The organism is Pseudoalteromonas sp. XMcav2-N, assembly GCF_024124545.1.
Lineage (GTDB): Bacteria > Pseudomonadota > Gammaproteobacteria > Enterobacterales > Alteromonadaceae > Pseudoalteromonas.
This window is the reverse complement of record NZ_JAMXSF010000007.1, coordinates 14736-38835: the sequence shown is the minus strand read 5'-3', so window position 1 is coordinate 38835 and position 24100 is coordinate 14736. Positions and strand designations below refer to the sequence as shown.

The following is a 24100-nucleotide window of genomic DNA, read 5'->3' as shown; positions in this document are numbered from 1 at the left end:
TTTTAATTAATTACTTCTGACCAACACGGTTTTCTGAATAGGCCTGAGTCCCCCACAGTGGCACGGTCGATAAGCTGTGCTTAAAGCTCCCTGAGGTCTCTTTGGTTGTATATGACAGGTACATCAGGGTTTGATGCTCAGCATCATAAATCCGTCTGACCTTCATGGATTTGAAAAACACGCTTTTAGACTGTTTGAACACCACTTCACCAGATTTGCTCTTATCTATTTGCGCTATCATTTGCGGTGTAATCTCCCCGGTCTGACGACAAGCAATGGAGCTATCGCTTGGGTCCGACAGACTAAGATCGGCTTCAATACTAGCAACATGGCAAGTAACACCGGTAACAACCGGGTCTGTCATGGAGTGCAACTTGATGTCTTTGAGTGTAAATAAACCAAGGGATACATCGCCGACTTCACTGTCTGAGCAGGCGCCTAGCAAGGTAATTAGAGGAAGCAACAGTAGTCTTTTTTTCATCATCTTTCCTGAGACGTGTGTGTTTCTAAAGTCTACCATTGTTGCACAAACCTGCTATCAAAAATATCACTCGGATTTAAATGTACTGGTATTTACCCAATACTGGTCTAACTTTATGAATCTATTCATCATAGCTCAAGGTAAACCATGGAACTGACAACCCTCTCAAAAGGCATTGCGCAAAAGCTCAAACTGCTCGTAGAACGTATTGAGCAAAGTGATATTCCGCCATCAATGCTGGACGAAACCCTTAACATCGCAACCTGGAATATTCGTGATTTTGGAAAGCGACCACGTAGTGAACTGGCGATTTCACTTATAGCGCGTACTTTGTATCAATTTGATTTAATTGCAATCACAGAGCTCAGAGATGACTTAACGGATTTTAAACGGGTGATGCGTCTGCTAGGGCCCGACTGGCAATTTGTGATCAGTGACTGGCAAAGTGACTTTGGTGGTAACTGGGAGCGCACCGCCTTTGTCTTTGACAAACGCATGGTGCAGTTTACCGGTCTGGCAGCCGAGGCGCAGCCCGACAGGCAGAAAATCGAGGGCCAATATATCAGCGAGCAATCCTGGTGGCGTGCGCCTTATATGGCTTCTTTCAAAGCGGGCAATTTTGATTTTATGATGCTGGCTATGCATGCGCGTTGGGGTACACGCCCCGGCCGGGAGCAAGAGCTTGCCAGCTTTGCTGAGTGGATCAAAAATCGCTGGATCGATAACGCAGATAGTGTATTTGATGAAGATCTCATTGTGGTCGGTGACTTTAACATACCCCGAATCGGTGACCGTTTTTATCAGGCACTTACCCACGCAAGTGGATTACAGATGCCGCTGGCTCTGGCCGATATCCATGACACCGCCGCAAGTGCCGGGAATAAGCGCTATGACCAGATTTTACACTGCGCCAGGCAAGCGTTTAGTTATGCCGATAAAGGCGGTGTGATTGACTTTGCCGCCGACGGTCTGATGGCTACGTTATTTGAAGAAAGTGGCATTCCCGAGAGCAAATGGACCTATGAGTTGAGCGATCACTTTCCACTTTGGGTGCAGATCAACACTAATAATGAGCTGGCCATACTGAACAGTATTATTCAGAGCGAGTAACAATACATTACCTGAACAATAGACAAGTATTTCATTTAATAGCACAATGCATTTTGACGAATGATACCCGTCTGCTTAATCGCGTTGTCAGCATTGAGGTATGGAATACTGTAGATGGCGCAGTAAATTGTGCCAGTACCTGTTTACAGATAAAGTGCCGAACGATGTATCTGGTGCTTTTGGCAGATCCCCCCCCAGACAGGCAGGATATTAACGCACTGTGTTGTGGTATTTTCGTTAACCAATTATAAGTGTACCCATGACTTCAATAAGGAAGAAGCAATGAATAACACGAAAACCTTCACATTAACTCTGATCTCGGGCGCGCTGGCGCTATGTAACATCCCTCAGGTACTTGCTGGCGCACAGTGTGATGTCGTCATTCCTTCAAGCCACCACTTAGTGGACGGTGACACACTCGGTATTGTTGCCGGCGATACGGTCTGTTTGGCTGCCGGTGAACGTGGCCCATTGCGCATTCGTAATGTGCATGGGGAAGCAGGCAAGCCCGTTTTGATCCGCAATGAAGACGGTACCGTCACAACGCGTCCATACGAGTATAGTATTGCCGTTGAGAAATCATCTCAATTGCGCATTACTGGTAGCCGCGATGAATCAGGATACGGTATGCGCCTTGGCGGTACGGTCGGAATTGGTGGACTGAGCGAGTATATTGAGATAGATAACCTTGAAATTTATCGCGCACGGTTTGCCGGATTGTTGATTAAAACCGATCCAACCTGTGACCCGGCTACCTGGCAGGAAAATTTCACTATGCGTGGGCTGCGCGTTCACCACAACTATGTTCATGACACTGAAACGGGCGAAGGTATGTACATCGGCTATACAGGGAAGAGCCGCAAGCTGGAGTGTGATGGTGTTGCAACCACAGTCTATCCTCATAAGTTGACCGATGTAGATATTTACAACAATACTCTGGAAAACATTGGTGCCGATGGTATTCAGCTCAACTCGGTGGCAGGCGATGCGACAATCCGCAATAACAAGATCTACCGTACCGGCGTCAGCCCGTTTGACCCTAAATATCAGAATACCGGCATTCAGGTTGGCGGTGACCATGTAGCGGTGACGGGTAACCTGATCTATCGCAGCGGTGGTAACGGTATGATGCTAGATGGTGATGGTCTGACAATCCATGATAACCGCATTCTGTATGCCGGAGAAAATGGTATTTTTGCTCGTAACCCTGCTCAGCAAGACAGCACTATAACCGGTGGTGACGCACACGTATACAGTGAAAATCTGATAGTCCATCCTGGCAGTTATGGCATCAAATTGTATGCAACGAACACGCAAACCCCGAACCTGATCAAAGAAAATACCATCGAGAACCATGGTCAGGTTGATGCAGCCAACCGCCCGATGACTTACTCTTATCTGAACAATAACGTGCTCAGACAAGAGCTGAACAATCGCCATTACGTGGTTGAGCAATAATCTATCTGTTCCTCTGAGTAGAGCATGTCCCATGCTCTACTTTGTTAAAGTCACAATTAATCCGTGACAGAGCTATTGGTAACGTATTGACCAAGTTCCGGGGTTTGATGAACCTTTGCGATCGCTTTTTGCAAACGGGCCAAGTCATCGCCTCTCAGGCGCTGCTGCTCAACATGTCTGAGCGACAACGGATTAATCGGTTTGCCATTTTTGTGCACCTCATAATGCAGGTGGCGAGCTTGCGACAATCCGGTGTTACCCAGATACCCAATCACCTCACCCTGTTTGACGCGAATACCCGGCTTCATGCCTTTTGCAACGCCTCTGAGATGTGCGTATAGGGTGTCATAGCCATTGGCATGACGGATCACCACTCGATTACCAAAACTGCCGCCCCACCCCGCTTTTTTTATGGTGCCATTACCCGCGGCAAAAATTGGCGTGCCAACGGGTGCGCCAAAATCCAGACCCGCATGCAAGCGGGTATAGCCAAGTATAGGGTGTTTGCGATTGCCGAACTTAGATGACAAACGCGCGCCATTTAACGGTGTTTTAAGTAAAAAACTCTGCGCAGGTCGGCCGTCAGCAAAGTAGAAGCCACTCAGGCCATTGCCCTCGTCATGATGATATACCGTTAGATCTTCACCCTGATTTTGTAGTCTGGCAAAGCGTAACTGACCTGGTTGCTCAAGCTTTTGATGTAGCCCATCTTTGACAACCAACACAGCCTTGTCAAACATCAGGGTAAGCACATCACCATGATGTATTTCACGCTGAAAATCGACAAAGTGGGAGAATACAGTAATCGCCTGATTCACTACATCCAAAGGCACAGCATCATTTACAGATGACTCGTATAGGCTCTGAGTAATGGCGACATCATGAATAGCCTGAGCTGAATGAGTATCAAGCTCATACAGACGCTTCTGCCATTCTCCTTCCATAGAAACACCCAGACGCTGCGCAAATCCGGTTGCCAACGTGACAGAACTCAGCTGACCCGCAGTCAGTCCGATTTTAACCTTTTGCCCAGTCGGAAGCTGGCTCAGATTAATTTCTGGCGCCATCAATTGCTGCAACTTAAGCGCCTGGCGCTCCTTCAGTCCGAAGGGTTTCAGCAAAGCAATAAATGACTGACCGGCTGCAAGCGTCAGGATCTTGTACTCGACCTCTGGTGCACTGTCACGCTCACTAGGTTGCACAGTCACGTTTCGATCAGTGGTGATTTGCAGTGCGCCGGGTTTGGCTTGTGCAATAGCCGACGTACATGCTGGCCCATTTTGTTCGCTCACCTGTAGCGGTAATTCAGACACAAGTGTGCTTAGCACCATACCCACAGGTATGGCGATCATCAGATGGTACTTCATGATTTAGTCCTTTGAAAATATGCTCAGCGGGTCAAGGCGCTCTCCGTCAGCCAGTATTTCCAGATGCAGATGTGCTCCTGTAACACGGCCACTGTCACCCAAAGTACCAACAATCTCTCCGGCTGAGACCCAGTCACCTGATGACACCGAAATACTATCCAGATGAGCATATAAGCTTTGATAGCCATTGCTATGCTGGATAAGCACAGTTTTGCCATAGTTTGCAGCCAGGCTGGTGTCATCTGCGACCAACACCTTACCCGTGGCCAGCGCACCCAGCGGGGTGCCTTTTGCGGCCACTAAGTCGAGTCCGCCGTGGGGTTTATGATTGCGAAAAGCCGACACATGACCAAAGTGAGCACTGATTTCATAGTCACTCATCGGCCACTGCCAGTTCGGTGCCTGAGGGCTAAGCAAAGGCTTAATCTGGTAAGAGATAAACGCGCTAAACACGCCTACCAGTAGGACATTTACAATGACAAAGCGGTGCCGCGCTTTAACCGGCTTCATTATTTGCACCAGCCGGTTTTTATAGTCTGCCAGCGACAGTGCCTCTGATGCAAATCCCGCTACAGCGTTTGGCGTTTTGTGTAATGTGCTGTGCTTCAGTGCATCCAGCAAAGTCGCCGCATACTGCTGGCGGCTAATGCCATAGTGCTTTATGGTCTGGGCATCACAGCGCGCTTCCATGGCATTGATGAATGCCGACTCCATTTTGCCAATAGCCGGATTGAACCAAAACAAACATCTCACTAACTGCCACCCCATAATGGCAATATGGTCTTTGTGGGCAAGGTGCGTGACCTCATGCAACAGCAAGGTCTGCTGTTTGTGCAGAGGTAAAGTAGTGAAATACCGGGGCATGACAATCACTGGCTTACGCACGCCGGTTGCAAACGCCGTGCAATTAAGCGGTAATACGTAAACAGGCACTTGCCGACCATTAACACGTGATAAAGGTGCAAGTGGTTCACAAAGGCTCGCCTGAAGTGGCTCAGCACTGGCCATTAAAGCGCGCAAACTGGCAAGCCTGTTAAGCAACTGCGCTCCGTTTCTGATACTTTGCATTGCAACCAGCAATATCAGTGCAATAAACACCCACAGCCAGTTCCATTCGTATTCAGAATCCAGTAATAGTTCAGTGCTTAGTTGCAACTTTCCCGTCTGTTCACCAAAGTCATGAAGTATCACAGGGATCGTTCCGTTTAGCGTCATATCTGGCAGCGGTATGAAGGGCACAAAACTCAGGGCCAGCAAAGCCCACCATAAACCGGGAGATGCCGGGTGATAGCGAGTTAAAAAACGGCCAACCTTTACCAGGGCAGCACTCACAATACACCATAGTAGCAGTGACCCTAAGACTGCAAATAACATTGCCAAAGTCATACTACTGTCCTCAATTATCCTGCTTAGACAAAGATTCCAGCAGATGCTCCAATTCGTCTAGCTCCTGTGACTCAATCAGACGACTGTCGGCAAACATGGCTACCGGCAACGGCCCATCCAGTTCAAGTACATTTTTGGCAAATTCCTGTGCATAGGCTGCCAGCGTGGGCACTTTTTCTACCCTGGCTGTGTAGGATTTTTTATTGCCTTGCTCTCCGATGGCCAGCAAGCCTTTATCACCCATGCGCTCCAGGGTTTTACGTGTTGAGGAGTAGGACCAATTGAATCGCTCTGCGATAGCATCGTGAATTTCTTTAGCGGTGCGAGGCTCCTGTTGCCACAGCAGTTTGAGGATTTCTAATTCAGTGGTATTGGGTTTCATATTGTGCTGTTTTTCTTTTTATGTGACATATGTCGCACTTTAACAACAAAAAAGGTGCGACACAAGTCGCACATTGATTAATATACCTTAAATAATGCCTATTTACTGAAAAGTCGCGGCGTGTTCATTTTTCTGCACCTGCTTGCGATATTGATTTGGAGTCGTCCCAGTCACGGATTTAAAGGCTCTGGTGAAAGGTCCAACTGAAGCAAACCCACTTTCCAGTCCGATCACCAGTACCGGCCAATGTTGATTTTCAGGATCCTGCAACAGTTTTTGTGCATGCTCTATTCGCAGCCGATTGATATACTGGTTAAAGTTGGCTTCTTTTAGTTGCGGTTTAAGTGCACGGCTCACCCTGTACTCAGGCACATCAAGCGCTCTGGCCAAATCAGCAACTTTCAGGTTAGGTTGCAGATAGCACTGCTCCTCATGAATAAGCCTGTTAAGCGTATCAAGTAGCGGGCCACCGTCGTCGCTACAATTTACCGATCCTGTATTAGATACGGCACGAGACTCTGACACTGAACCAGATTGACCGTGATTTCCGGATAAACCAAAGCGCCACAACAACTGAACTTGCGTGCTAACAAGAACAAACAGGGTAATGATTGAGATAGTCCAGTCTTTTAACTCCGGCGATTGAATAAAGTAAGGCTGCATCGATTTGCTCACCCCCACAGCCAGACCAAAGGTGGCCAAAAATAACATGCGCTGTGCCTTTTCCGCTCTGGTGCTATCATTAAAGCCCCTACATCCCTCCCAGAAAGTCAGTACCAGTACGCAAGATGAAAGCAACGTTGTGAGCTCAGACAATACGCCGGTCAATACCGTGAAACGGCTCTCGACAAACAACCATTGCGCATTGGCAAATAAGTAACCCTGCTTAATCACCACCAGCAACGCAATGACTACAGCCAGAGCGATGTGGACCAACCCAATCGGTTGGTGTTTACGAAACATACTGCGGGCCAGCAACCAATAGCAGTTACACGTTGCGCACGCTCCCATGCCGATGAGATATTGGTAGGCACCGACCGAATGGCCGGTAATTTTCTTCGCGGCAATCATCGCCAGCGAACCACAAAATACAGCGAACAGTATATGTGCCGTTTGTTTGTGTTTGACACTGAGTTGCATCAATAAGCAAGTCAGGCAGGTTGCCAGTGCCAAATAATGAAAAGATACCAGGGTCATAAATGAAGTACTCAATGTGATGCGCTATAGTGATCATAATTACTTCACCCAGATGCTTCAATGTGCGGTTGTAAGAAAACATTACAAAGCGCATATTTAAACTTCGACAAAAATAGTCAAAACCATGTGCCGACTTTCAAATACGGTGCGACGACTCACGAATAACATGCCACATTAGCACTTAAATCAAACAGTTAAATTGTGGTGATTAACATGCTAACCTTATTAAAAGAACAGATCGTGCCGTCACTTTCGGCAGATAACGCCCTTCAGGGATCCCTCAAAACCTGGATTGTGATCGCGCTTCTCGGCCAGTGGGCCTTCGCGATTTATATTCTCAGTCTTTACGCACTTCCTTTGCTCATTGGGGCAGCAGAACAAGCCGACAAAGTTTCTCCGACTCAGGGGTTTGACAGTACAGGCAGTTTTAACTCTTTTATGTTTTTTGGCCATATCATTCCAGCTGCGTTTATGGCTATCAGTGGTATTTTCCAGCTGTCTCCCGGTGTGCGTAAGAATTACCCTCGTTTTCACCGGTACAATGGCCGAATGTTTTTGTTTTTTGGTTTATGTGGAGCGCTGACTGGTTTGTATCTTTCCTGGGGAGTGGGTATCCGCCTCAGTGACATAGGTGCACTGGGTGTCACACTCAATGGCCTGTTGATACCCGTATTTATCCTGCTCGCCTGGCGCAGTGCGGTAAATAAACAGTTTGCGGCGCACCAGCGCTGGGCCGTCCACAGTTTCATTCTGGTTAACGGCGTCTGGGCATTTCGCCTGTTTCTGATGGGCTGGTATGTGATCAACCAGGGCCCCAATGGTAACACCCGTAATCTGGATGGCCCGGCGGATATTACCTTGTCGTTTCTGTGTTACCTGTTACCCATGTTCATTGCCGAGCTCTATTTCTGGGCCAAAAAACGCCGCACAGACACAGCTAAATGGCTCGCTACGGGTGCCATCAGCATCGCCGTTGTCATTACATTGATTGGCGTGGGCGCCGCGACCATGATGATGTGGAGCCCCCGAGTCATGATGATTTTCAATACTCTGTTCTGACAACCAGCTTAAACCGGGTAACTTGACTTTACCCGGTTCTGCTTATATCCCTAAATACATGTGTTCGTTTAAAAAATTGACCTCCGACAATGACCCTTTTATCAATCTTGGTACTTTTGATGGAGGTAAAATTAGGTGGCCAGCTCGTGCCTTAAGCAACATGCCACCGCCATGGGATTGAGTATGATGGATACACTGCAACTCATAGGTAGCCTTCTTGGCGGCCTTGGAATTTTTCTCGTTGCCATAGGCATGATGACTGACGGCCTGAAACTTGCCGCAGGATCATCGCTACGTAAAGTACTGGCCACCTGGACCAAAACACCACAGCGCGGTATTGCATCTGGCTTTTGCATGACCGCACTGGTGCAATCGTCCAGCGCGGTAACCGTTGCCTCACTTGGCTTTGTTAATGCGGGCCTGATCACGATGCACCAGGCGCTGGGCATTGTTTATGGCGCTAATGTTGGCACAACCATCACAGGCTGGCTGGTTGCCGCTGTCGGATTTAAATTTAACATTCAAGCCATAGCCCTGCCGTTGATTGGCATAGGCGCACTGATGAAACTATTGCGCCCGCAATCCAGGCTTGCTTCAGCCGGCCTGGCGCTGGTTGGCTTTGGCTTGTTTTTTATTGGTATCGATATTCTTAAAGGCGCATTTGAACATGTAGTTGCTACTTTTGATCTGAGCCAGTTCACTGCCGAAGGACTGACTGGCATGCTGGCGTTTTTACTGGTTGGCATTGTGGTGACCACCCTGACTCAGTCATCCAGCGCGTCCATAGCTTTGACCATTACGGCAGCAGCCAGTGGCATGATTGGCCTTTACGCAGCCGGCGCTATGGTGATAGGTGCAAACATTGGCACTACCTCTACTTCAATACTCGCTGCCATTGGCGCCACATCCAACGCCAAGCGCGTCGCCGCTGCACAGGTTATATTTAACGCGCTCACCGCTCTGGTGGCCTTTGCCATTTTACCTGTGCTGTTTTATCTGATCACCGAGATCACTGGCTTTTTCAATCTGACCGCCGATCCGGCGCTGTCACTGGCGCTGTTCCATACTCTGTTTAACGTGCTGGGCGTGATGCTAATCTTTGGGCTCAACAACCGCCTGGCAGGCTTCTTAATGAAGCGCTTTTGCAGCGCCGAAGAAACCGCCTCCCGACCACGATTTTTGGACAAAACCATTGCACAAACACCCGCCCTGGCAACCAACGCATTGCTCCTCGAAACCAAATTAGTTGCCGATAAAATACTGGCGCAGTACGAAAAGTCCCGTCAACCTCTGGATAGCCTGGCCATTGAACAAGCGATCCAAACCATTCAGAAGCTCTGTCAGCATATTGGCAGCTTTATTGTCACCGTGGAGCAGTCGGCCCTGTCGGAAGAAACCACTGGCCTGCTGGCAAAGCTGATGCGCGTTGAGCACTACCTGTTTACCTGTAGCCACTGTGTTGAAAAACTGGCCCACCTGCAGCCACAAAGACAACTGGCCGAACACCCAGAATTACACGCCCAGCTTCAGGAATATCAGTCGCAACTGGGGCATTTTATGAAAACCAGTCTGACAGCCGAGTCGATGAGTGAAAGCACCTTGAACACCGCACTTGAACAGTTGCAGCAGCTGCATGACGACGTTAAGGACGATCTGATCCTTGCCGGTACCAACGCGACCCTGCCAATTGACAATATGGTGGTCAACATCAATGGCCTGTCCGATATGTGGCAGCTGACACAGCAATGGCAAAAAGCCATGTTATTGTTATATTTGATAGAAGCGCAATTGAGTCCGCAGAAAGGCACCAGCAGTACGGGGACTTAAATCCCCCTCGACGGAGTACGTGCCTGGCAAACGTCGTAGCAACAGGAGCAAGGCATGGCATGGCATGGCATGGCATGCCATGGCATGGCATCAGTATGGGGAGAGTATGCGGCTTGGGCAGGCATTGTCTTTTGCCTGTGTCAGTCGGCGATGTTTTCGGGGCTGAACCTGGCGTTTTTCAGCCTCAGTCGGTTACGCCTTGAGGTAGAAGTTGCACAGGGCAACCCAGCGGCAAAAACCATCTTAACACTGCGCGAGGATTCTAATTTTCTGCTGACAACGATTTTGTGGGGCAATGTCAGCATCAATGTGTTGCTCACTTTACTGTCGGACTCTGTGATGGCGGGTATGGTGGCCTTTGTGTTTTCCACCGTGTTTATCACTTTATTTGGCGAGATTGTGCCGCAAGCTTATTTCAGCCGTAACGCCATGCGTATGGGCGCGCTGCTGGCACCTGTACTTAAGTTCTATCAGTGGCTGCTCTATCTGGTTGCCAAACCTTCAGCCGTGTTACTGGACAACTGACTCGGCAAAGAAGGCACAAATGGGTGATCCTGGCCAATGAAGCCCGTCAGCCTTTGCTGGTGATGGATGCCGATGGCCTGCTGCGCGCCGCGCTGTTTAATACAGAGCAGCCCTTCGAGCCCTACGAATTTTGCCTCAGGCCCCTGATTATCCACAGCAATGACATGAACCTGGGCGATGTGCTTAAACATCTTAAATCTGCCGAACCCCTGGACCCGGACCACGACGGTGACATAGAAATTGACGTGGTGCTGGTGTGGACCGACCAACCCCGCATCATCACCGGCACGGATATTCTTGGTCGTTTATTAAAAGGCACTGGAGAAGTGGCAACACAGACTCAAATTGAGCCAGCTACAAGGCGTCACTATCTGTCTTGACCTCAGTTGGCCTGTGCTGATGCGACCCAAGACAACTATAAACGTTTATTTGCAACTTTATGCCCAGTCCAACCATTCCTTACAATCAACAGAGTGCTTTTTAACCAAAAACACCACCATCACTGTCATGATGGTGGTGTTTTCATTTTCACAGGGAAAAATAAATTTCCTTAAAGGCTAGTGCTTTCTGCGACGGGTGAACAACACCAAAGACATCAGCATCAGCGCGAATGAGCCAACTGAACCACTGTCTTTTTCTGGCTGCTTAACTGTCACTTTGATGCTTTCCGTTGATGATGCACCCAAGGAATCCGTGACGGTAACGGCAAACTCAAGTACTTCGTCCTGATTGACTGAAGGTGCCGAAACGCTCAGTTTCGTATCGCTACTCGATACACTGACACTTTTGCCAGATAACTGCTCCCAGCTAAATGTTAGCGTATCTCCTTCTGGATCGACTGAAATCGCGTTCAGTTCAATGTTCTCGCCCGATGTTACCGAAGTAGACTCAGCTGTTAATGTAATCTGAGGTGCCTGGTTTTCAACAATCGCAACAGCGACTCGTCGTCTTGATTCTCCACCCAACTCATCTTCTACAACGAGTTCATAAATAAAAGTTTTCCCAATATCCGCTTTATCAGCCTTGAGCTTTACAATGGCTGTCTCGCCAACATTTATTGGCTCCCCCCCTGTGCGTCTCAACCAGGTGAAAGATAAGGCATCGCCTTCAGGATCTGTGGTGCCACTTGCATCTAAGGTAAAGTCAAAGCCGCCTCTTACATCGAGTTTCGTTTGGGCAACCTTAAGCACCGGGAGCTTGTTTTCGTCTATGGTGACGGAAACGCTTTGTTTAGAGGTTGCACCATATTCGTCGGTGGCTGTTACCTGATAAATACGAGTCTGCGTTTCGCTTACAGCAGGCGCGATAGCTTTAAATACCTCGTCTGTACTCAATACCACCTCAGGTGCCGTCATGTCCGTCCAGGCCAGGGTATAGCTGTCCCCTTCGGGGTCCATTGTACCCGTTGCATTAAAGTTGATGCTCATCCCACTTCTTACCCTGAAGCTGGTTTGTGCCAGTTTGATAGACGGGCTCAGGTTTTCACGCATTTTGACGTTGAATGCTTTCAGTGCAACATTATCAGTACCTTCACTAACTGAAGCATCTTTAACGTATTCAAATACCACTGTGTTGAGTCCAGGATTGAGATCAAACGATGCTTTGTCATAAGCGAAGTACTGACCTGAACTCTTCAAGACTCGCTCACCGTTAATGTAAACACTGAAAAAGTCATAGGCATACTCCGATGACAATAGGTATTCGAAATCAATACCCAATGCTAAACCATGGTCAATTTCAGCGATCAAGACTGACTTTTGAGACGATTCAGTCAGGTTGGGGTTTTCTTCTTGATCTGATATGTCACCACTGATTAAAAGTGGTATTTTAGCGCTCCCCCCAGCATCATCTTCGCCGAGCAACCAAGGTACATCACCGCCAGTGTACCACTGTGTTGTGGGCTCAGAAGACATATGCGTATTAATATCGGCATCGCTCGCAGGCACTTTCACATAATTAAAGGTGCTGCTTCTCGATGCTATGTCCTGACTTGCGAGCTCCGCGACCAAGGTGAATTGGCCTTCTTTGGTACTGTCTGATGGCATTATTGACACATGACATTGCTGACCTGGCTCTACCAGCTCTGCAGTACAATTTTCTGATCCAATAAACATTCCGTCATTGTGGTCTGTGAGCTGAAAACCTGTAATTTGCACTGGGTCTTGCGACTTGTTCTTTAAGCTAACAGACACGTTGGCACCCGGTTTATCCGCAATCATTGTCTCTGCAAATTCAAACCCTACATAATGCTGGTTTAGATTTACCCAGGTGTTTAGCATGGCGACATCAGCGTATACACCAGGCTTATTTGGGGCAGCACATCCTTCTCCCCAGCTGACAACTCCTACCTGAAACCACTGATTGTTCCGGTTGACGATGAGGGGGCCACCACTATCCCCCTGACAAGAGTCTTTGCCACCTTCATCAAAGCCGGCACAAATCATATTTTCAGAAATACCGCCATTGTAGTGCTCAGCGTCATTACAGACGTCGTTTGAGATATAGGGTACATCCACTTCATGCAATTGCTCTGGTGATGGGCCACCTGAGTACAATGCCCCCCACCCCATGACTTTAAAGGTCTCCCCCACGACATAACTGTCTTTAAGCGCATCATCAGCCAGCTGGATTGGCTCGATCCCCTGAACTGGCTTCTCAAGGGTCAATATGGCAATGTCATTGTTATATGTGTAGGTATCATGATACCGCTCATGCATTACGATGTCGGTCACATTATAGACCTCCCACTGGCTCTCAACAGTGAGGTCATGACCGCCAAATTTGACCGAAAAGTCACTGATATTCCATGCCTCAACACAATGTGCTGCGGTCAGCACTTTATTCGGTGCGATTAAAGATGAGCCGCAATGATGACCACCGTAAAGCTGCAGACTGCCCATAAAAGGGTAAGCAAATGGTGTTGTTTCTCCACCACCAACGATACGAACATCATTCATTGCGCCACGCAGTTTTAGTGGCTGCTTTTCCTTAATTGCAGCAACTCCACTAAATGTTGCTGATGCTAACGTGACTAAGAGTATTTTTTTAATTGTCGATTCCATGCAATTTTCCTATTTTCCTGATTTGAAACTTCTTATTACTTTAAGTCTGCCTTCAACAAACTATCACAAAAAGTTCCTAAATTTAACACAGAATACCTGCCCGAACCTAGTCAGGTTAAGAAAACAACCAACACACCAGTGATATTCGCAATCTGCGATTGATAACGACTCTGTACAACTCATATCAACTTCACCCTATAAGGTGCTGGCCCCTGCCATTGACTCAACTTTTGCTCGTATCCAGTAAATAGTTTCAATAGCACCATGGCTGACAAGCCCAGAAACTTTCTGTCAAAGCACGAAAACTGAGTTTTTCATGTTATTATTTTGTTGCATTTTGTATAAGCCGAGGTCACCAAAATAAGCCTTACAAAACCTCTAATGGATATACAGATCTATGCAACAGGGTTACTCCGTTCACTCAGTTAAATGTAACGGCTACTTTCTCATTGATTAAAGGAATAGAAAAAATGAAACAAACCGCACGACATCTGTGTTTAATGTTACTGATTATGGCCAATGGTGCACTGGCCAATGTAAGCTCAAGCAGGCTCGTCGCCTACTGGCCTGGTACGACCGGGAACGACGCCTCAGTTAACAATCATTACGCCTATTTACAGGGCGGTAGCGCTTTTCAAGCAGGCAAATATGGCATGGGCTTTTATTTTGACGGTGTTAACGGCCACGTCAGAGTCGAAGACAGTGATGCCTGGCACTTTGCCGATCATGACTTTACGATCAGCTTTTGGCTTAACCCCTACGCCTATAATTCAGCCTACACGCGTATTTTAACGCAGTGGCAATGGAACGGAGGGAGTAACCGGGCCTGGGAAATGTATATCCACAATAGCAAGCTGACGTTTTCTGCCAATGGTGCCTTTAGTCTTACATCCAATCGTACCATTGCACTGAATCAGTGGCAGCTCATTACGCTTGTTCGTGAAAATGGCGTCGCAACGCTTTACATCGATGGCGTTGCAGACACCAACGTGAATAACGCAGGCGCAATGATGAATAACTCCGCAACCGCTCTGTTAATGGGTGCGGTTATGGACAGAGATGGTGTCACCGCACATGCTGGCGACATGTTCAGCGGAAAAATGGATGAAATACGCGTTTATCACAGAGCGCTAAACGAGACGGAGATAGATTCACTGGCTAACCCGTACCCCGCAGACCCTGTTTCATGGCAGCCAGAACCCAATACCACCTCACACTATTATCCAGCTGCAACCAATTGTGATATGGAATACGAAGCTGTAACGCCTATCGCCCATGCCTATCGTGGCAGCTATAAAGTACAACGTGGCAGCACTATGTCCTGCGTTTTACCTGTTAACCCTGGCAAATTTGTCGAGCGAATAGTACTGGACCACAACCCTCACGAGATGGCCAGTAAACTGTGCCGGGTCGGCTTTATGCATGCTTCCTATGCCACCACAGCACAAAATACGAATGCAATGACACTGACAAAAGACGGTGGGATCGTAGATGTCTGGGTGTACGAAGATCTAGGCTCGGAAACAGGGTATAACAATGGCCACCCACATAATGCGCTCGTTTTAACCTGCTATCACGAACCTTTTACTGGCGATTCCTGGATCCGCTATGGCGTGATCCGGGTAGATTACGCCGTCGAGTAATGTTATGAACCTGAGCCCAGTCTGGCAGCTGGGCTTTATCCTGATGGAAACTTGCCACGCATCTCTCAAAGCTCGCAACCCCTTCGCGTTTTATGACGCTCGATTCGGAATGATGTTAATCTCTACTCTGCGATTTTGTGCTCTGCCCTGCTCAGTATCATTGCTGGCAATAGGTTGAGACTCCCCTGCACCTTGAGTGTGTATACGGTCAGGGTGTATCTGAAGGGGCAATAGCGACTGTTTCACACTGTTGGCACGCTGTTCAGAGAGTATCTGGTTAAACCCCGCAGCGCCTGTTGAGTCAGTATGACCAATAATGGATAGCAAGGTCTTGTCGTATTTGTGCATTACTCGAGCAATTCCTGCCAGTGTTTTTTGAAACCCGGGGTTAATAACTGACAGACCTGTAGCAAAGGTGATATTTGAGGGCAACACCAGGCGTATTTGCTCGCCATCTCTGACTACTTGTACCCCCGAGCCCTCTAGCGCATCATTAAATGCGGCCTCCTGTTCGTCCATATAGTTTCCAATTGCCGCACCGGCAATGGCCCCCACAGCTGCGCCAATGACAACACGCTTATCCTTGTGATTACCAGTTGCTTTTCCTAGCACTGCGCCTGCCGCTGCACCTATCGTTGCACCTTTACCTGTGTTGCTCATTTCACATCCAGATAATGCGATTATTACGCCACCGCCTAGCAGTATTTTATTCATTCTCATGCTCATTCCTGACCCACTTTATTGTGCGAATTATCACAACAATAAGTTAACTCGTGCTGAAGCGGTGGTGAGCAGAAGTACAATTCGCATTTTCGCAAAATCGTATCCAGGTATCTGTTTATACATTGCATGATAACCAATGAACGACGACGCAGCATGATGAGGTTTACTGGCCAAAACATGCTTTTCGAGACAGAGAGTAACGGTTTTGCTAGGATGTTGCCTTTGCCTGCATAACCACTGGAAAAAGCCTTTGAAATTGCTATTTGTATCTCGCCTGACTGCATTATTAACGCTGCTATTTACGATTGCAGGTCAAGCCGCCCCTGTCTATGTTCAGGCAGGGCCCGGGAGCTTTAATCACGCAGCATTAGATTTGCTTGAAAGCCGTCATGATGATGCTTACCATCGTCTGTATTCCGGTACACCGGAAAATACCTATGCCGCAGCAGTAACGGAAACGGCCTGGGCTTTCAGCGCGTTGGCCAATTCAACCATCAATGGACAGCTGGTCCCAGCCATTGTTAAGGCGATGCGCAACTACAAGGTCACCGAACTCAGCGCGGCGGTTCGCATGCCCATTGAAATGTGTGTCTTTGGCGTAGACCAGGCAAGTCCAATAACACATGTGGCCTCTCACCCTGCCGCCCTGAAACAAATTGGTCAATGGCTTAACACACATCAACTACAAACCATTCCCGTGCCCAAAGGCACCAATGAAGCAGCCCGCTTGCTGGCACAAGGCCTGTTTGAACACGGAACTGTGGCCGTGGGCAGTTGCGCACTTAATTCGGTCTACCCTGAGCTGACCCTGCGCGAAGTGGGTATTCAGGACAACGCAGACAACCACACATTATTTGCACTGATGAAGATGGAAACAAGGCCTGAGCAAATCAGCGAGGACGAAGCGCGTTCAGCTTTGGCACAAGTCGTAAATCAGGCGAATGTACTGGTTAAAACACGGACAGACTCTGCTCAGGTACTGTTCTCACATATCAATCGGCGTCTTGCTCAGATGCAGAGCGTGGCACTGTTTAAAGCACACAAGCAAAGATCCATTGAAGATTTATCTCGTGAAGCCGTGGTGCTTTCTAAAGCGCAGGAACAAGCCCGTCAGCAATGTCTGGACACAGCCAGCGTGGAAGCGTTTTTCCAGGCACAAATGGACGCAGCCAAGGCTATTCAATACAGATACCGAGCGCAATGGCTAGCCGAGGGTGTACCCGATAAAGACGCCGATCTGGTTCAACTGAGAAACACTCTCAATCAGTTAGGCGCGGCCATACTTGAAGTGCTGACTCATCACCTTGCTCAACACGGCAATCTTACCCCGGAACTAGGGCCCATGTTTAATGCGGAGCTGGTTACAGCCAACCTGTCCAAACACGATAAACGAAAGCTCTACGAAGCACTGCAAAACGTGCGCAGAATTGAGAATTGTCAGGCTACGAACTAACCTGAAAGCGATTTTATCTTCTACAGGCCCGATTAACGGGCCTGTAGTGGGGCTAATTAAAGTGTATCATCCAGCCATTTGAAGAATTCACGCTGCCAGACAATGCCATTTTGTGGTGACAGGACCCAATGGTTTTCTTCCGGGAAGTAAAGAAAACGACTTTTCAATCCACGCAATTTTGCAGCCTGGAATGCCTGGATCCCTTGTTCCAGTGGTACACGATAGTCTTTGCCGCCGTGGATAACAAACATAGGGGCATCCCACTTATCTACATAGCTGATTGGGTTAAAGGCGCCATAAGTTAAATCGGTCGCGGCGTTTTTATCCCAGTATGCACCACCGAATTCATGATCAACGAAAAACACTTCTTCTGTACTGCCGTACATGCTGCGCAAATCAAAAATACCACAGTGTGCAATAAACGACTTGAAGCGACCATCGTGATTACCCGCTAAGTAAAAAGCCGAGTAGCCACCAAAGCTGGCGCCCACTGCAGCAATGCGCTTTTTATCTACATAAGGCGCTTTTGCCACTTCATCAATGGCATCAAGGTAATCCTGCATTACTTTACCACCCCAGTCCTGGGTGATGTCTTCGTTCCATTTAACGCCATGACCCGGCATGCCACGGCGATTTGGCGCAACCACAATATAACCTTGTGACGCCATCACCTGAAAATTCCAGCGGAAAGAGTAAAACTGCGACAGCGCCGACTGCGGGCCACCTTGCAGATACAGTAAAGTCGGGTACTTCTTGGACTCATCAAAGTTTGGTGGATAGATAACCCAGGTCAGCATATCCTGGCCATCTTTTGTCTTAACCATCTGCTTCTTAACCGTGGGCAGATCCAGACCCGCATAAAACGCGTCATTCACTTTGGTCAATGCGGTTAGCTTTTCGCTCTTCAGATCAAAACGATAGATTTCTTTCGCTTGGTTCATGCTGTTGCGCGTTACCACTAACTGCTTATCCAGTGCCGCTACAATGCCGTTAACATCGAACTGACCTTTGGTGAGCTGTTTAATGGCTGGCCTGGCTTTAGGGTTGGTGGTTACTGAAACCCGGAATAGCTGAATGGTGCCATCGGTTGGTGCCACAAAGTAGATGTGCTTACCGTCATGACTCCATTTAAAGCTGTTTACTGTGCCATCCCAGTGTCTGGTCAGGTTAATATCTCTATTTTTAACTCTGACGATGATGTCATTCTTATCAGCTTCGTATCCTGGTGTGGTCATCTGTAACCAGGCAAGGTGGCCTTTTGGCGAGAAAGCCGGATATTTGTCATAGCCTGGGTTATCTTTAGTCAGGTTTATGGTCTGTTGACTTGCCAGGTTATAACGATAAATGTCGGTATTGGTGCTGGAAACATACTCAGCGCCAGTGAGCTTTTTGCTCACATAATAGATATTTTCGCCTTTAGGACCCCAAATGTAGTCCTTCGCACCACCAAATGGTGAAGTCGGACTGTCAAAGGGCTTTCCTTTCATGATGTCGACTTTCTGCTCAGTTTTTAAATCCTGATAGAAAACATGCTTATAGCTACCATCTTTCCAGGTGTCCCAGTGACGATAGTTCAAATCGTCAAACACGTACGCATTTGCCTGAGTGAGCGCTTTGTGCCTGTCGCTTGCCAGTACTGCCTCAACTTCCACAACTTCGTGGAACAATTTTTTACTGCCATCAGGAGAGATCTTGTCGTCTGACAACAGTCCCTGATAGGCGTCTAAAAGCTTAGAGGCGCCCCCTCTTAACGGCACCTGATAGACCTTGCTGGCAAAATTATTCTGCTCGACACTGGGCATTGTCACTTTATAAATGACATGCGTTTTATCTTTGTTGAGCCCCAACGCACTGACACGTTTTACCTGCCAGAGTTTTTCCGGCGTCATCACCTCTTTGGCGGCAACACCGGTTGTTACTGCCAGCCCCAGACCAGCACATACAAGAATTCGCTTCATCGCGACACACCTCCCAAAATTGAATCCGCTGTAGACTACCTAAATCAGCAGAAACTTAAAAGGGATAGCGATAAGCGGCACTCGCCACAACAGCCAATACATCTGGAAAACACAAAATATGGCAATCCAATAACACCTGGCTATATTGAAAGTGCGCTTGTACCTGTAATCTGCGCCTTCCCTCCGACTAAGACTTTAGATACCCTCAGTCCATTTGACTCAACCGATGCCGTAATGCGCGAGGGACATCCCATCACGCGGCCCTGTTCAAAGGTAAAGTGATTGGACTGACTGGGATAAACATATTTAGTCAGATAGCACGCCAACGCACCACAGGCACTTCCGGTGGCAGATTCTTCGGGTATCGCAAATAAAGGCGCAAAATTGCGACAGCGTGCCGTGAACGTCTCACCTTCATCGCACAACTCAAACGCATGTAAGCCAATGACGTTATGCTGACGAGAAAAGTTGCTAAGCGCTTTATCATTGACCTTGAGCTTATCGAGATGCCCACTAGGTACAGGCACTATAATGTCCGCCAAGCCAGTTGAAATAGCCTCAATGGGTAACTGAGTCGACGCTAATATAGACGTATCAAGCCCGATTAAGGCTGATATTTCGGCATAGTCGAAGCGCTTAAGATACTGCGGCAAATTTTGCGCCATCACAATGTGCCCATCAGGCTCTATTGTTACACCAAGCTGACCTGCTTTGGTGCTTTGCACGTAATGCCCCTGAGTGATCAGGCCCTGCTCCAACATCACAGAAAACGCGGCCACGGTAGCATGACCACAAAAATCGACTTCAGTTGCGGGTGTAAAGAAAGTCACTGTAAAATCAGCGTCGCTGGCTGCTGACACAAAGGCGGTTTCCGAAAAACCCACGGACTGTGCGATGGCCAACTTTTGCTCGTCTGTCAGTCCATCGGCCTGCAACACCACGCCAGCAGGGTTTCCTCCTGCGCCTTGCTCTGTAAAGGCATTAACCAAATATACGTTGAGTTGATGCAATCGACTTCTCCCTAATTTAAGGGGCGGGCACTGCCACACTCTGTTACTGCCCCAGTTACTTAATCATTGAATTGCGCTCTGGTCACCCACCAGCAAAGCAAAGAGCCTGCGGTCACCATGCACACCCCCTGCATAAAACTCTGCGTCAGTACCAGCCCAAGGATCAGCGAAGACAAAGCAGTTGAAAGTACCGGGGTGAAATAAGATAGGGTCGCCAGCAAAACCATGTTGCCACCAATAATGGCATAGTTCCATAACGCGTATCCACTGCCCAGTGCTACTCCTGATATCAGGAGTAAACCAACAGATTCCATGGTCAACACCATAGGGGTTTCACCGCTGGCTGTATACTTGACCCACAAACTCATCGCCGTCAGCAAAAAGAACAAAGTAATCGCGTTTTGTCCATTGGCAATACGTTTGGTTAAAACACAGTACACAGCCCATAGAAATGCACCGGTCAATGCCATTGCATAGGTCGTTGGATTTGATGCAATATTTGCCATTAGCTGTTCAGGTGTCATACCTTGTTCACCCGTGATACTCCAGGCAACTCCAAAAAAGGCCAGCAAGATCCCCGGATATACCCAGATACTGCTCTTTTTGCCGCTGGTAATGACCGCCATCAACACCGTCAGTGCAGGCCATAAGTAGTTGATCACCAGCATCTCCAGCGCCTGCTGGCGGGTGTTTGCCATTGCAAGTGCCAGCGCCAGGCAAATTTCATAGGCAACAAACAGGCTGCCCCCAATCAATACGTAACGCGGCGAATATTCACGTAATCTTGGTACACCCATGACCAGAACCAGAAATACAGCCGCGACGGTGTAGATAGAAGCTGCACCACCTACCGGACCCAGCATTTCAGTCACTGCACGAACCAATCCCATAACGGCGCTCCATAAAACAATCGCAGCGACGCCCGCCAGCGTGTATTGATATGACCTATTCATGATTTTGATATTTAAAGCTCCGAAGCTGAAATTGAAATGCACCTGCACACACTGACGTCTCGAAACCGCGTCAGGCTAAACAACAGGGCGAAAGATACCTTGCCACACTTGCAGATATCAAACTTTTTAATGCCCAATTTCCCGGCACTTAAGTGAAACATCGGATAAATTCGCCCACTTACCGCGTATCTATTCCAAAAGGTGTTACAACATATCATAAATAGGGTTTGTACTGAGAGGCTGTTTAACTCGCTCACAGGTGTGTGAACGGCCAACAACAATAACGAGTAGAGTACTAAGCCAATGACTAAGCTTTCGATTTTGACGTCTTGTATCGCACTTGCCCTGACAGGTTCGGTATTTGCAAAAGGACCCGGCGAGCAAGAGATAAATAACACGCTCACCTATCAGGATATATTCAACATTGAATACGCCGCCAATCCCGTGGTCATGCCAGATGGTAAACAGGTTGTCTATGAGCGACGCAGCATGGATATCATGACTGACAGCCTGAGAAGAAACCTGTGGACCGTGTCTCTGGACGGTAAAAAACACTTACCTTTGCTATCAGATACCAAAAACCACTTCAACCCGGTATTTTCGCCGGATGGCACCAAGATGGCATATCTGTCCAGTAAAGAAGGAAAAGTTCAGATCTATCTACGCGACCTGGAGTCTGGCCTTACTGCACGAATCACAGATGTCAACATGACGCCAAGTAACATGAGTTTCTCTCCTGATGGTAAGCAGCTGGCTTTTTCAATGTTTACGCCTGGTAAGTCTGCGCCACTATTTAGCCTGGATTTTAAACCAAAAGGCGCCAAGTGGGCTGATAATGCACAATATATTGACAAAACTCTGTTCCAGCGCGATGGTGCGGGCATGAAACGCCCCGGAAATATGCAGGTTTATGTGGTGCCAGCAATTGGTGGTGCACCCAGACAAATTACTTCAGGTGCCCATGATTACGCTGGTTCATTGGCCTGGACACACGACAGTAAACAGATCATCGTGTCGGCCAATACCCGCGAAAACGCGGAGTTTGATGTTTTCAATAGCGATTTGATGGCCATTGATATCCTGAGTTCAAAGGTCACTAAGCTGACCGATATGTCAGGCCCCGAAAGTGGCCCTCAGATGAGTCCGAATGGCAAGAAAGTGGCCTTCACAGGCTTTGAGGACAATGGCAAATCCAATCAGATTGTCGAATTGTATGTTATGAACCCGGATGGTTCTGACATCAAGCGACTCACTCCCGACCTGGACCGCAGTGTTGGCAATGTAAAATGGGCCGATAACAGCAAAGGGCTGTATTTTAGCCACGATAATGATGGCAAAAAACACGTCGCTTATGTGTCGCTGTCCGGCAAAATCAAAACCAAAACCGATGCATTGGGCGGCATGAGCCTGGGACGCCCCTACACATCAGGTCATTACGATGTGACCGACAATGGCCAGATTGTTTATACTCAGTCAACCGGAGTACGCCCGGCCGATCTGGCAGTCGTCAATAAGCGCGGTAAAGTGACACAACTGACCGATCTGAACAGTGACGTTTTCGATCATAAAACACTGAATAAACCCCAGCTGATGGAAGTAAACAGCAGTGTGGATGGCAGACGCCTGCAAGCCTGGATTGTGACTCCACCTAATTTTGACCCGAGTAAGAAATACCCACTCATCCTGGAAATTCACGGCGGACCACACACCGCATATGGCCCTGAATTTTCAACCGAAGTCCAGTTATTCGCAGCCGCAGGTTACGTCGTGGTTTACGGAAACCCAAGAGGCTCTACCTCGATGGGCGCTGACTTTGCCAACCAGATTGACAAGAACTACCCGTCAGAGGATTACAACGACCTGATGGACATGGTCGATGGCGTCATTGCAAAAGGGTATGTTGACGAAGAGAACTTATTTGTCACCGGTGGCTCAGGCGGCGGTACATTAACAGCCTGGATCATAGGTAAAACAGATCGCTTCCAGGCATCGGTTGTTGCAAAACCCGTGATCAACTGGACCAGTATGATAGGTGCGTCCGACATCTACACCTTTATGACCAAATACTGGTTTAGCGACCTGCCCTGGAACGATTACCAGCAATACTGGAACCGTTCACCACTTTCTCTGGTTGGCAATGTCAAGACGCCCACTATGGTACTGACTGGCGAGCTAGATGTCCGCACACCGATGAGCGAAAGTGAGCAGTATTATGGGGCGCTGCGACTGCAAGGCGTAGACAGCGCTTTTGTGCGTATTCAGGGCGCCTACCACGGCATTGCCGCCAAACCCTCCAACCTGGCACGTAAAGTGGGTAATATCCTGGCCTGGTTTGAGAAGTACAGAACCGACAACAAAGAAGACTAAATCTTTGCAGCCACCCGCATGGCGGGTGGCGTTTAAACTTGGCAATCAGTCAACTGGGTTTCCTCACCCTATGAGGTGCTTTTATAAAAGCGGCATTCACTTTTTATAAGTAGTTACTCTGGTCCAAATCGGTTCACAA

17 protein-coding genes and 1 pseudogene are annotated in these 24100 nt (G+C 48.2%); 8 read left to right on the top strand and 10 right to left on the bottom strand.

Going from position 1 to position 24100, the window contains the following annotated elements; genetic code table 11:
- Positions 1-10 precede the first annotated feature (10 nt).
- Complete coding sequence (locus tag NH568_RS10925; RefSeq protein WP_253047086.1) at positions 11-481, bottom strand: CreA family protein; 471 nt, start codon at positions 479-481, stop codon at positions 11-13.
- 147 nt (positions 482-628) lie between these two features.
- Between NH568_RS10925 and NH568_RS10920 the strand changes: the two genes are divergently transcribed.
- Together NH568_RS10920 and NH568_RS10915 are read left to right on the top strand one after the other, a co-directional pair.
- On the top strand, positions 629-1591 hold the full coding sequence (locus tag NH568_RS10920; RefSeq protein WP_253047083.1) for an endonuclease/exonuclease/phosphatase family protein: 963 nt from the start codon (positions 629-631) through the stop codon (positions 1589-1591).
- Positions 1592-1873: 282 nt separating this feature from the next.
- The gene (locus NH568_RS10915) at positions 1874-3049 is read left to right on the top strand and encodes a right-handed parallel beta-helix repeat-containing protein (protein WP_253047080.1); all 1176 of its coding nucleotides are present in this window, start codon (positions 1874-1876) and stop codon (positions 3047-3049) included.
- Positions 3050-3105: 56 nt separating this feature from the next.
- On the opposite strand, the gene NH568_RS10910 is transcribed toward NH568_RS10915, so the two are convergent.
- From NH568_RS10910 to NH568_RS10895, 4 genes are all read right to left on the bottom strand, one after another.
- Complete coding sequence (locus NH568_RS10910) at positions 3106-4416, bottom strand: M23 family metallopeptidase (RefSeq protein ID WP_253047077.1); 1311 nt, start codon at positions 4414-4416, stop codon at positions 3106-3108.
- 3 nt (positions 4417-4419) lie between these two features.
- Positions 4420-5802 (bottom strand): M23/M56 family metallopeptidase, encoded by a 1383-nt coding sequence (locus tag NH568_RS10905; protein WP_253047074.1) that lies wholly within the window; start codon positions 5800-5802, stop codon positions 4420-4422.
- A 10-nt stretch (positions 5803-5812) separates the two neighbouring features.
- A complete protein-coding gene (locus tag NH568_RS10900) occupies positions 5813-6184 on the bottom strand; it encodes a crosslink repair DNA glycosylase YcaQ family protein (RefSeq protein ID WP_253047071.1) in 372 nt (123 codons plus the stop codon).
- A 102-nt stretch (positions 6185-6286) separates the two neighbouring features.
- Positions 6287-7381 carry a helix-turn-helix domain-containing protein gene (locus tag NH568_RS10895; RefSeq protein WP_253047068.1) on the bottom strand — a complete coding sequence of 365 codons (1095 nt, stop codon included), beginning with the start codon at positions 7379-7381 and terminating at the stop codon, positions 6287-6289.
- 213 nt (positions 7382-7594) lie between these two features.
- Here NH568_RS10895 and NH568_RS10890 point away from each other — a divergent pair, with 213 nt between their 5' ends.
- From NH568_RS10890 to NH568_RS10880, 3 genes and pseudogenes are all read left to right on the top strand, one after another.
- Positions 7595-8440: a DUF2306 domain-containing protein gene (locus NH568_RS10890; RefSeq protein ID WP_253047065.1), complete on the top strand. Its 846-nt coding sequence runs from the start codon at positions 7595-7597 to the stop codon at positions 8438-8440.
- A gap of 186 nt (positions 8441-8626) precedes the next feature.
- Positions 8627-10267, top strand: a complete 1641-nt coding sequence (locus NH568_RS10885) for a Na/Pi symporter (RefSeq protein ID WP_349288008.1) — start codon at positions 8627-8629, stop codon at positions 10265-10267.
- 84 nt (positions 10268-10351) lie between these two features.
- Positions 10352-11172, top strand: a pseudogene (locus NH568_RS10880) (DUF21 domain-containing protein).
- Positions 11173-11349: 177 nt separating this feature from the next.
- Here NH568_RS10880 and NH568_RS10875 read toward each other — a convergent pair.
- Complete coding sequence (locus NH568_RS10875) at positions 11350-13854, bottom strand: trypsin-like serine protease (RefSeq protein ID WP_253047060.1); 2505 nt, start codon at positions 13852-13854, stop codon at positions 11350-11352.
- Positions 13855-14324: 470 nt separating this feature from the next.
- Between NH568_RS10875 and NH568_RS10870 the strand changes: the two genes are divergently transcribed.
- Positions 14325-15497, top strand: a complete 1173-nt coding sequence (locus tag NH568_RS10870) for a LamG domain-containing protein (RefSeq protein WP_253047057.1) — start codon at positions 14325-14327, stop codon at positions 15495-15497.
- A 90-nt stretch (positions 15498-15587) separates the two neighbouring features.
- Here the strand turns inward: NH568_RS10870 and NH568_RS10865 are convergent, their stop codons facing one another.
- Positions 15588-16217: an OmpA family protein gene (locus tag NH568_RS10865; protein ID WP_253047054.1), complete on the bottom strand. Its 630-nt coding sequence runs from the start codon at positions 16215-16217 to the stop codon at positions 15588-15590.
- A gap of 253 nt (positions 16218-16470) precedes the next feature.
- On the opposite strand from NH568_RS10865, the gene aroQ reads away from it, so the two are divergent.
- Complete coding sequence (gene aroQ / locus NH568_RS10860) at positions 16471-17673, top strand: gamma subclass chorismate mutase AroQ (RefSeq protein ID WP_253047051.1); 1203 nt, start codon at positions 16471-16473, stop codon at positions 17671-17673.
- Between the two features lie 56 nt (positions 17674-17729).
- On the opposite strand, the gene NH568_RS10855 is transcribed toward aroQ, so the two are convergent.
- From NH568_RS10855 to yddG, 3 genes are all read right to left on the bottom strand, one after another.
- Positions 17730-19631 carry a S9 family peptidase gene (locus NH568_RS10855; RefSeq protein WP_253047048.1) on the bottom strand — a complete coding sequence of 634 codons (1902 nt, stop codon included), beginning with the start codon at positions 19629-19631 and terminating at the stop codon, positions 17730-17732.
- A 140-nt stretch (positions 19632-19771) separates the two neighbouring features.
- Positions 19772-20641 (bottom strand): PhzF family phenazine biosynthesis protein, encoded by an 870-nt coding sequence (locus tag NH568_RS10850; protein ID WP_253047045.1) that lies wholly within the window; start codon positions 20639-20641, stop codon positions 19772-19774.
- A 59-nt stretch (positions 20642-20700) separates the two neighbouring features.
- Positions 20701-21594: an aromatic amino acid DMT transporter YddG gene (gene yddG, locus NH568_RS10845; protein WP_253047041.1), complete on the bottom strand. Its 894-nt coding sequence runs from the start codon at positions 21592-21594 to the stop codon at positions 20701-20703.
- 303 nt (positions 21595-21897) lie between these two features.
- Between yddG and NH568_RS10840 the strand changes: the two genes are divergently transcribed.
- Positions 21898-23961, top strand: coding sequence for a S9 family peptidase (locus NH568_RS10840; protein ID WP_253047038.1), 2064 nt, complete (start codon positions 21898-21900; stop codon positions 23959-23961).
- The last annotated feature ends 139 nt before the right edge of the window (positions 23962-24100 follow it).

Bases quoted from the DNA above. Each gene is read 5' to 3' on its own strand.
- NH568_RS10865 (WP_253047054.1), bottom strand. From the start codon at position 16,217: ATGAGAATGAATAAAATACTGCTAGGCGGTGGCGTAATAATCGCATTA.
- NH568_RS10910 (WP_253047077.1), bottom strand. From the start codon at position 4,416: ATGAAGTACCATCTGATGATCGCCATACCTGTGGGTATGGTGCTAAGC.
- NH568_RS10875 (WP_253047060.1), bottom strand. From the start codon at position 13,854: ATGGAATCGACAATTAAAAAAATACTCTTAGTCACGTTAGCATCAGCA.
- NH568_RS10885 (WP_349288008.1), top strand. From the start codon at position 8,627: ATGGATACACTGCAACTCATAGGTAGCCTTCTTGGCGGCCTTGGAATT.
- NH568_RS10920 (WP_253047083.1), top strand. From the start codon at position 629: ATGGAACTGACAACCCTCTCAAAAGGCATTGCGCAAAAGCTCAAACTG.
- NH568_RS10900 (WP_253047071.1), bottom strand. From the start codon at position 6,184: ATGAAACCCAATACCACTGAATTAGAAATCCTCAAACTGCTGTGGCAA.
- NH568_RS10905 (WP_253047074.1), bottom strand. From the start codon at position 5,802: ATGACTTTGGCAATGTTATTTGCAGTCTTAGGGTCACTGCTACTATGG.
- NH568_RS10915 (WP_253047080.1), top strand. From the start codon at position 1,874: ATGAATAACACGAAAACCTTCACATTAACTCTGATCTCGGGCGCGCTG.
- yddG (WP_253047041.1), bottom strand. From the start codon at position 21,594: ATGAATAGGTCATATCAATACACGCTGGCGGGCGTCGCTGCGATTGTT.
- NH568_RS10840 (WP_253047038.1), top strand. From the start codon at position 21,898: ATGACTAAGCTTTCGATTTTGACGTCTTGTATCGCACTTGCCCTGACA.
- NH568_RS10890 (WP_253047065.1), top strand. From the start codon at position 7,595: ATGCTAACCTTATTAAAAGAACAGATCGTGCCGTCACTTTCGGCAGAT.
- NH568_RS10895 (WP_253047068.1), bottom strand. From the start codon at position 7,381: ATGACCCTGGTATCTTTTCATTATTTGGCACTGGCAACCTGCCTGACT.
- NH568_RS10870 (WP_253047057.1), top strand. From the start codon at position 14,325: ATGAAACAAACCGCACGACATCTGTGTTTAATGTTACTGATTATGGCC.
- NH568_RS10855 (WP_253047048.1), bottom strand. From the start codon at position 19,631: ATGAAGCGAATTCTTGTATGTGCTGGTCTGGGGCTGGCAGTAACAACC.
- NH568_RS10925 (WP_253047086.1), bottom strand. From the start codon at position 481: ATGAAAAAAAGACTACTGTTGCTTCCTCTAATTACCTTGCTAGGCGCC.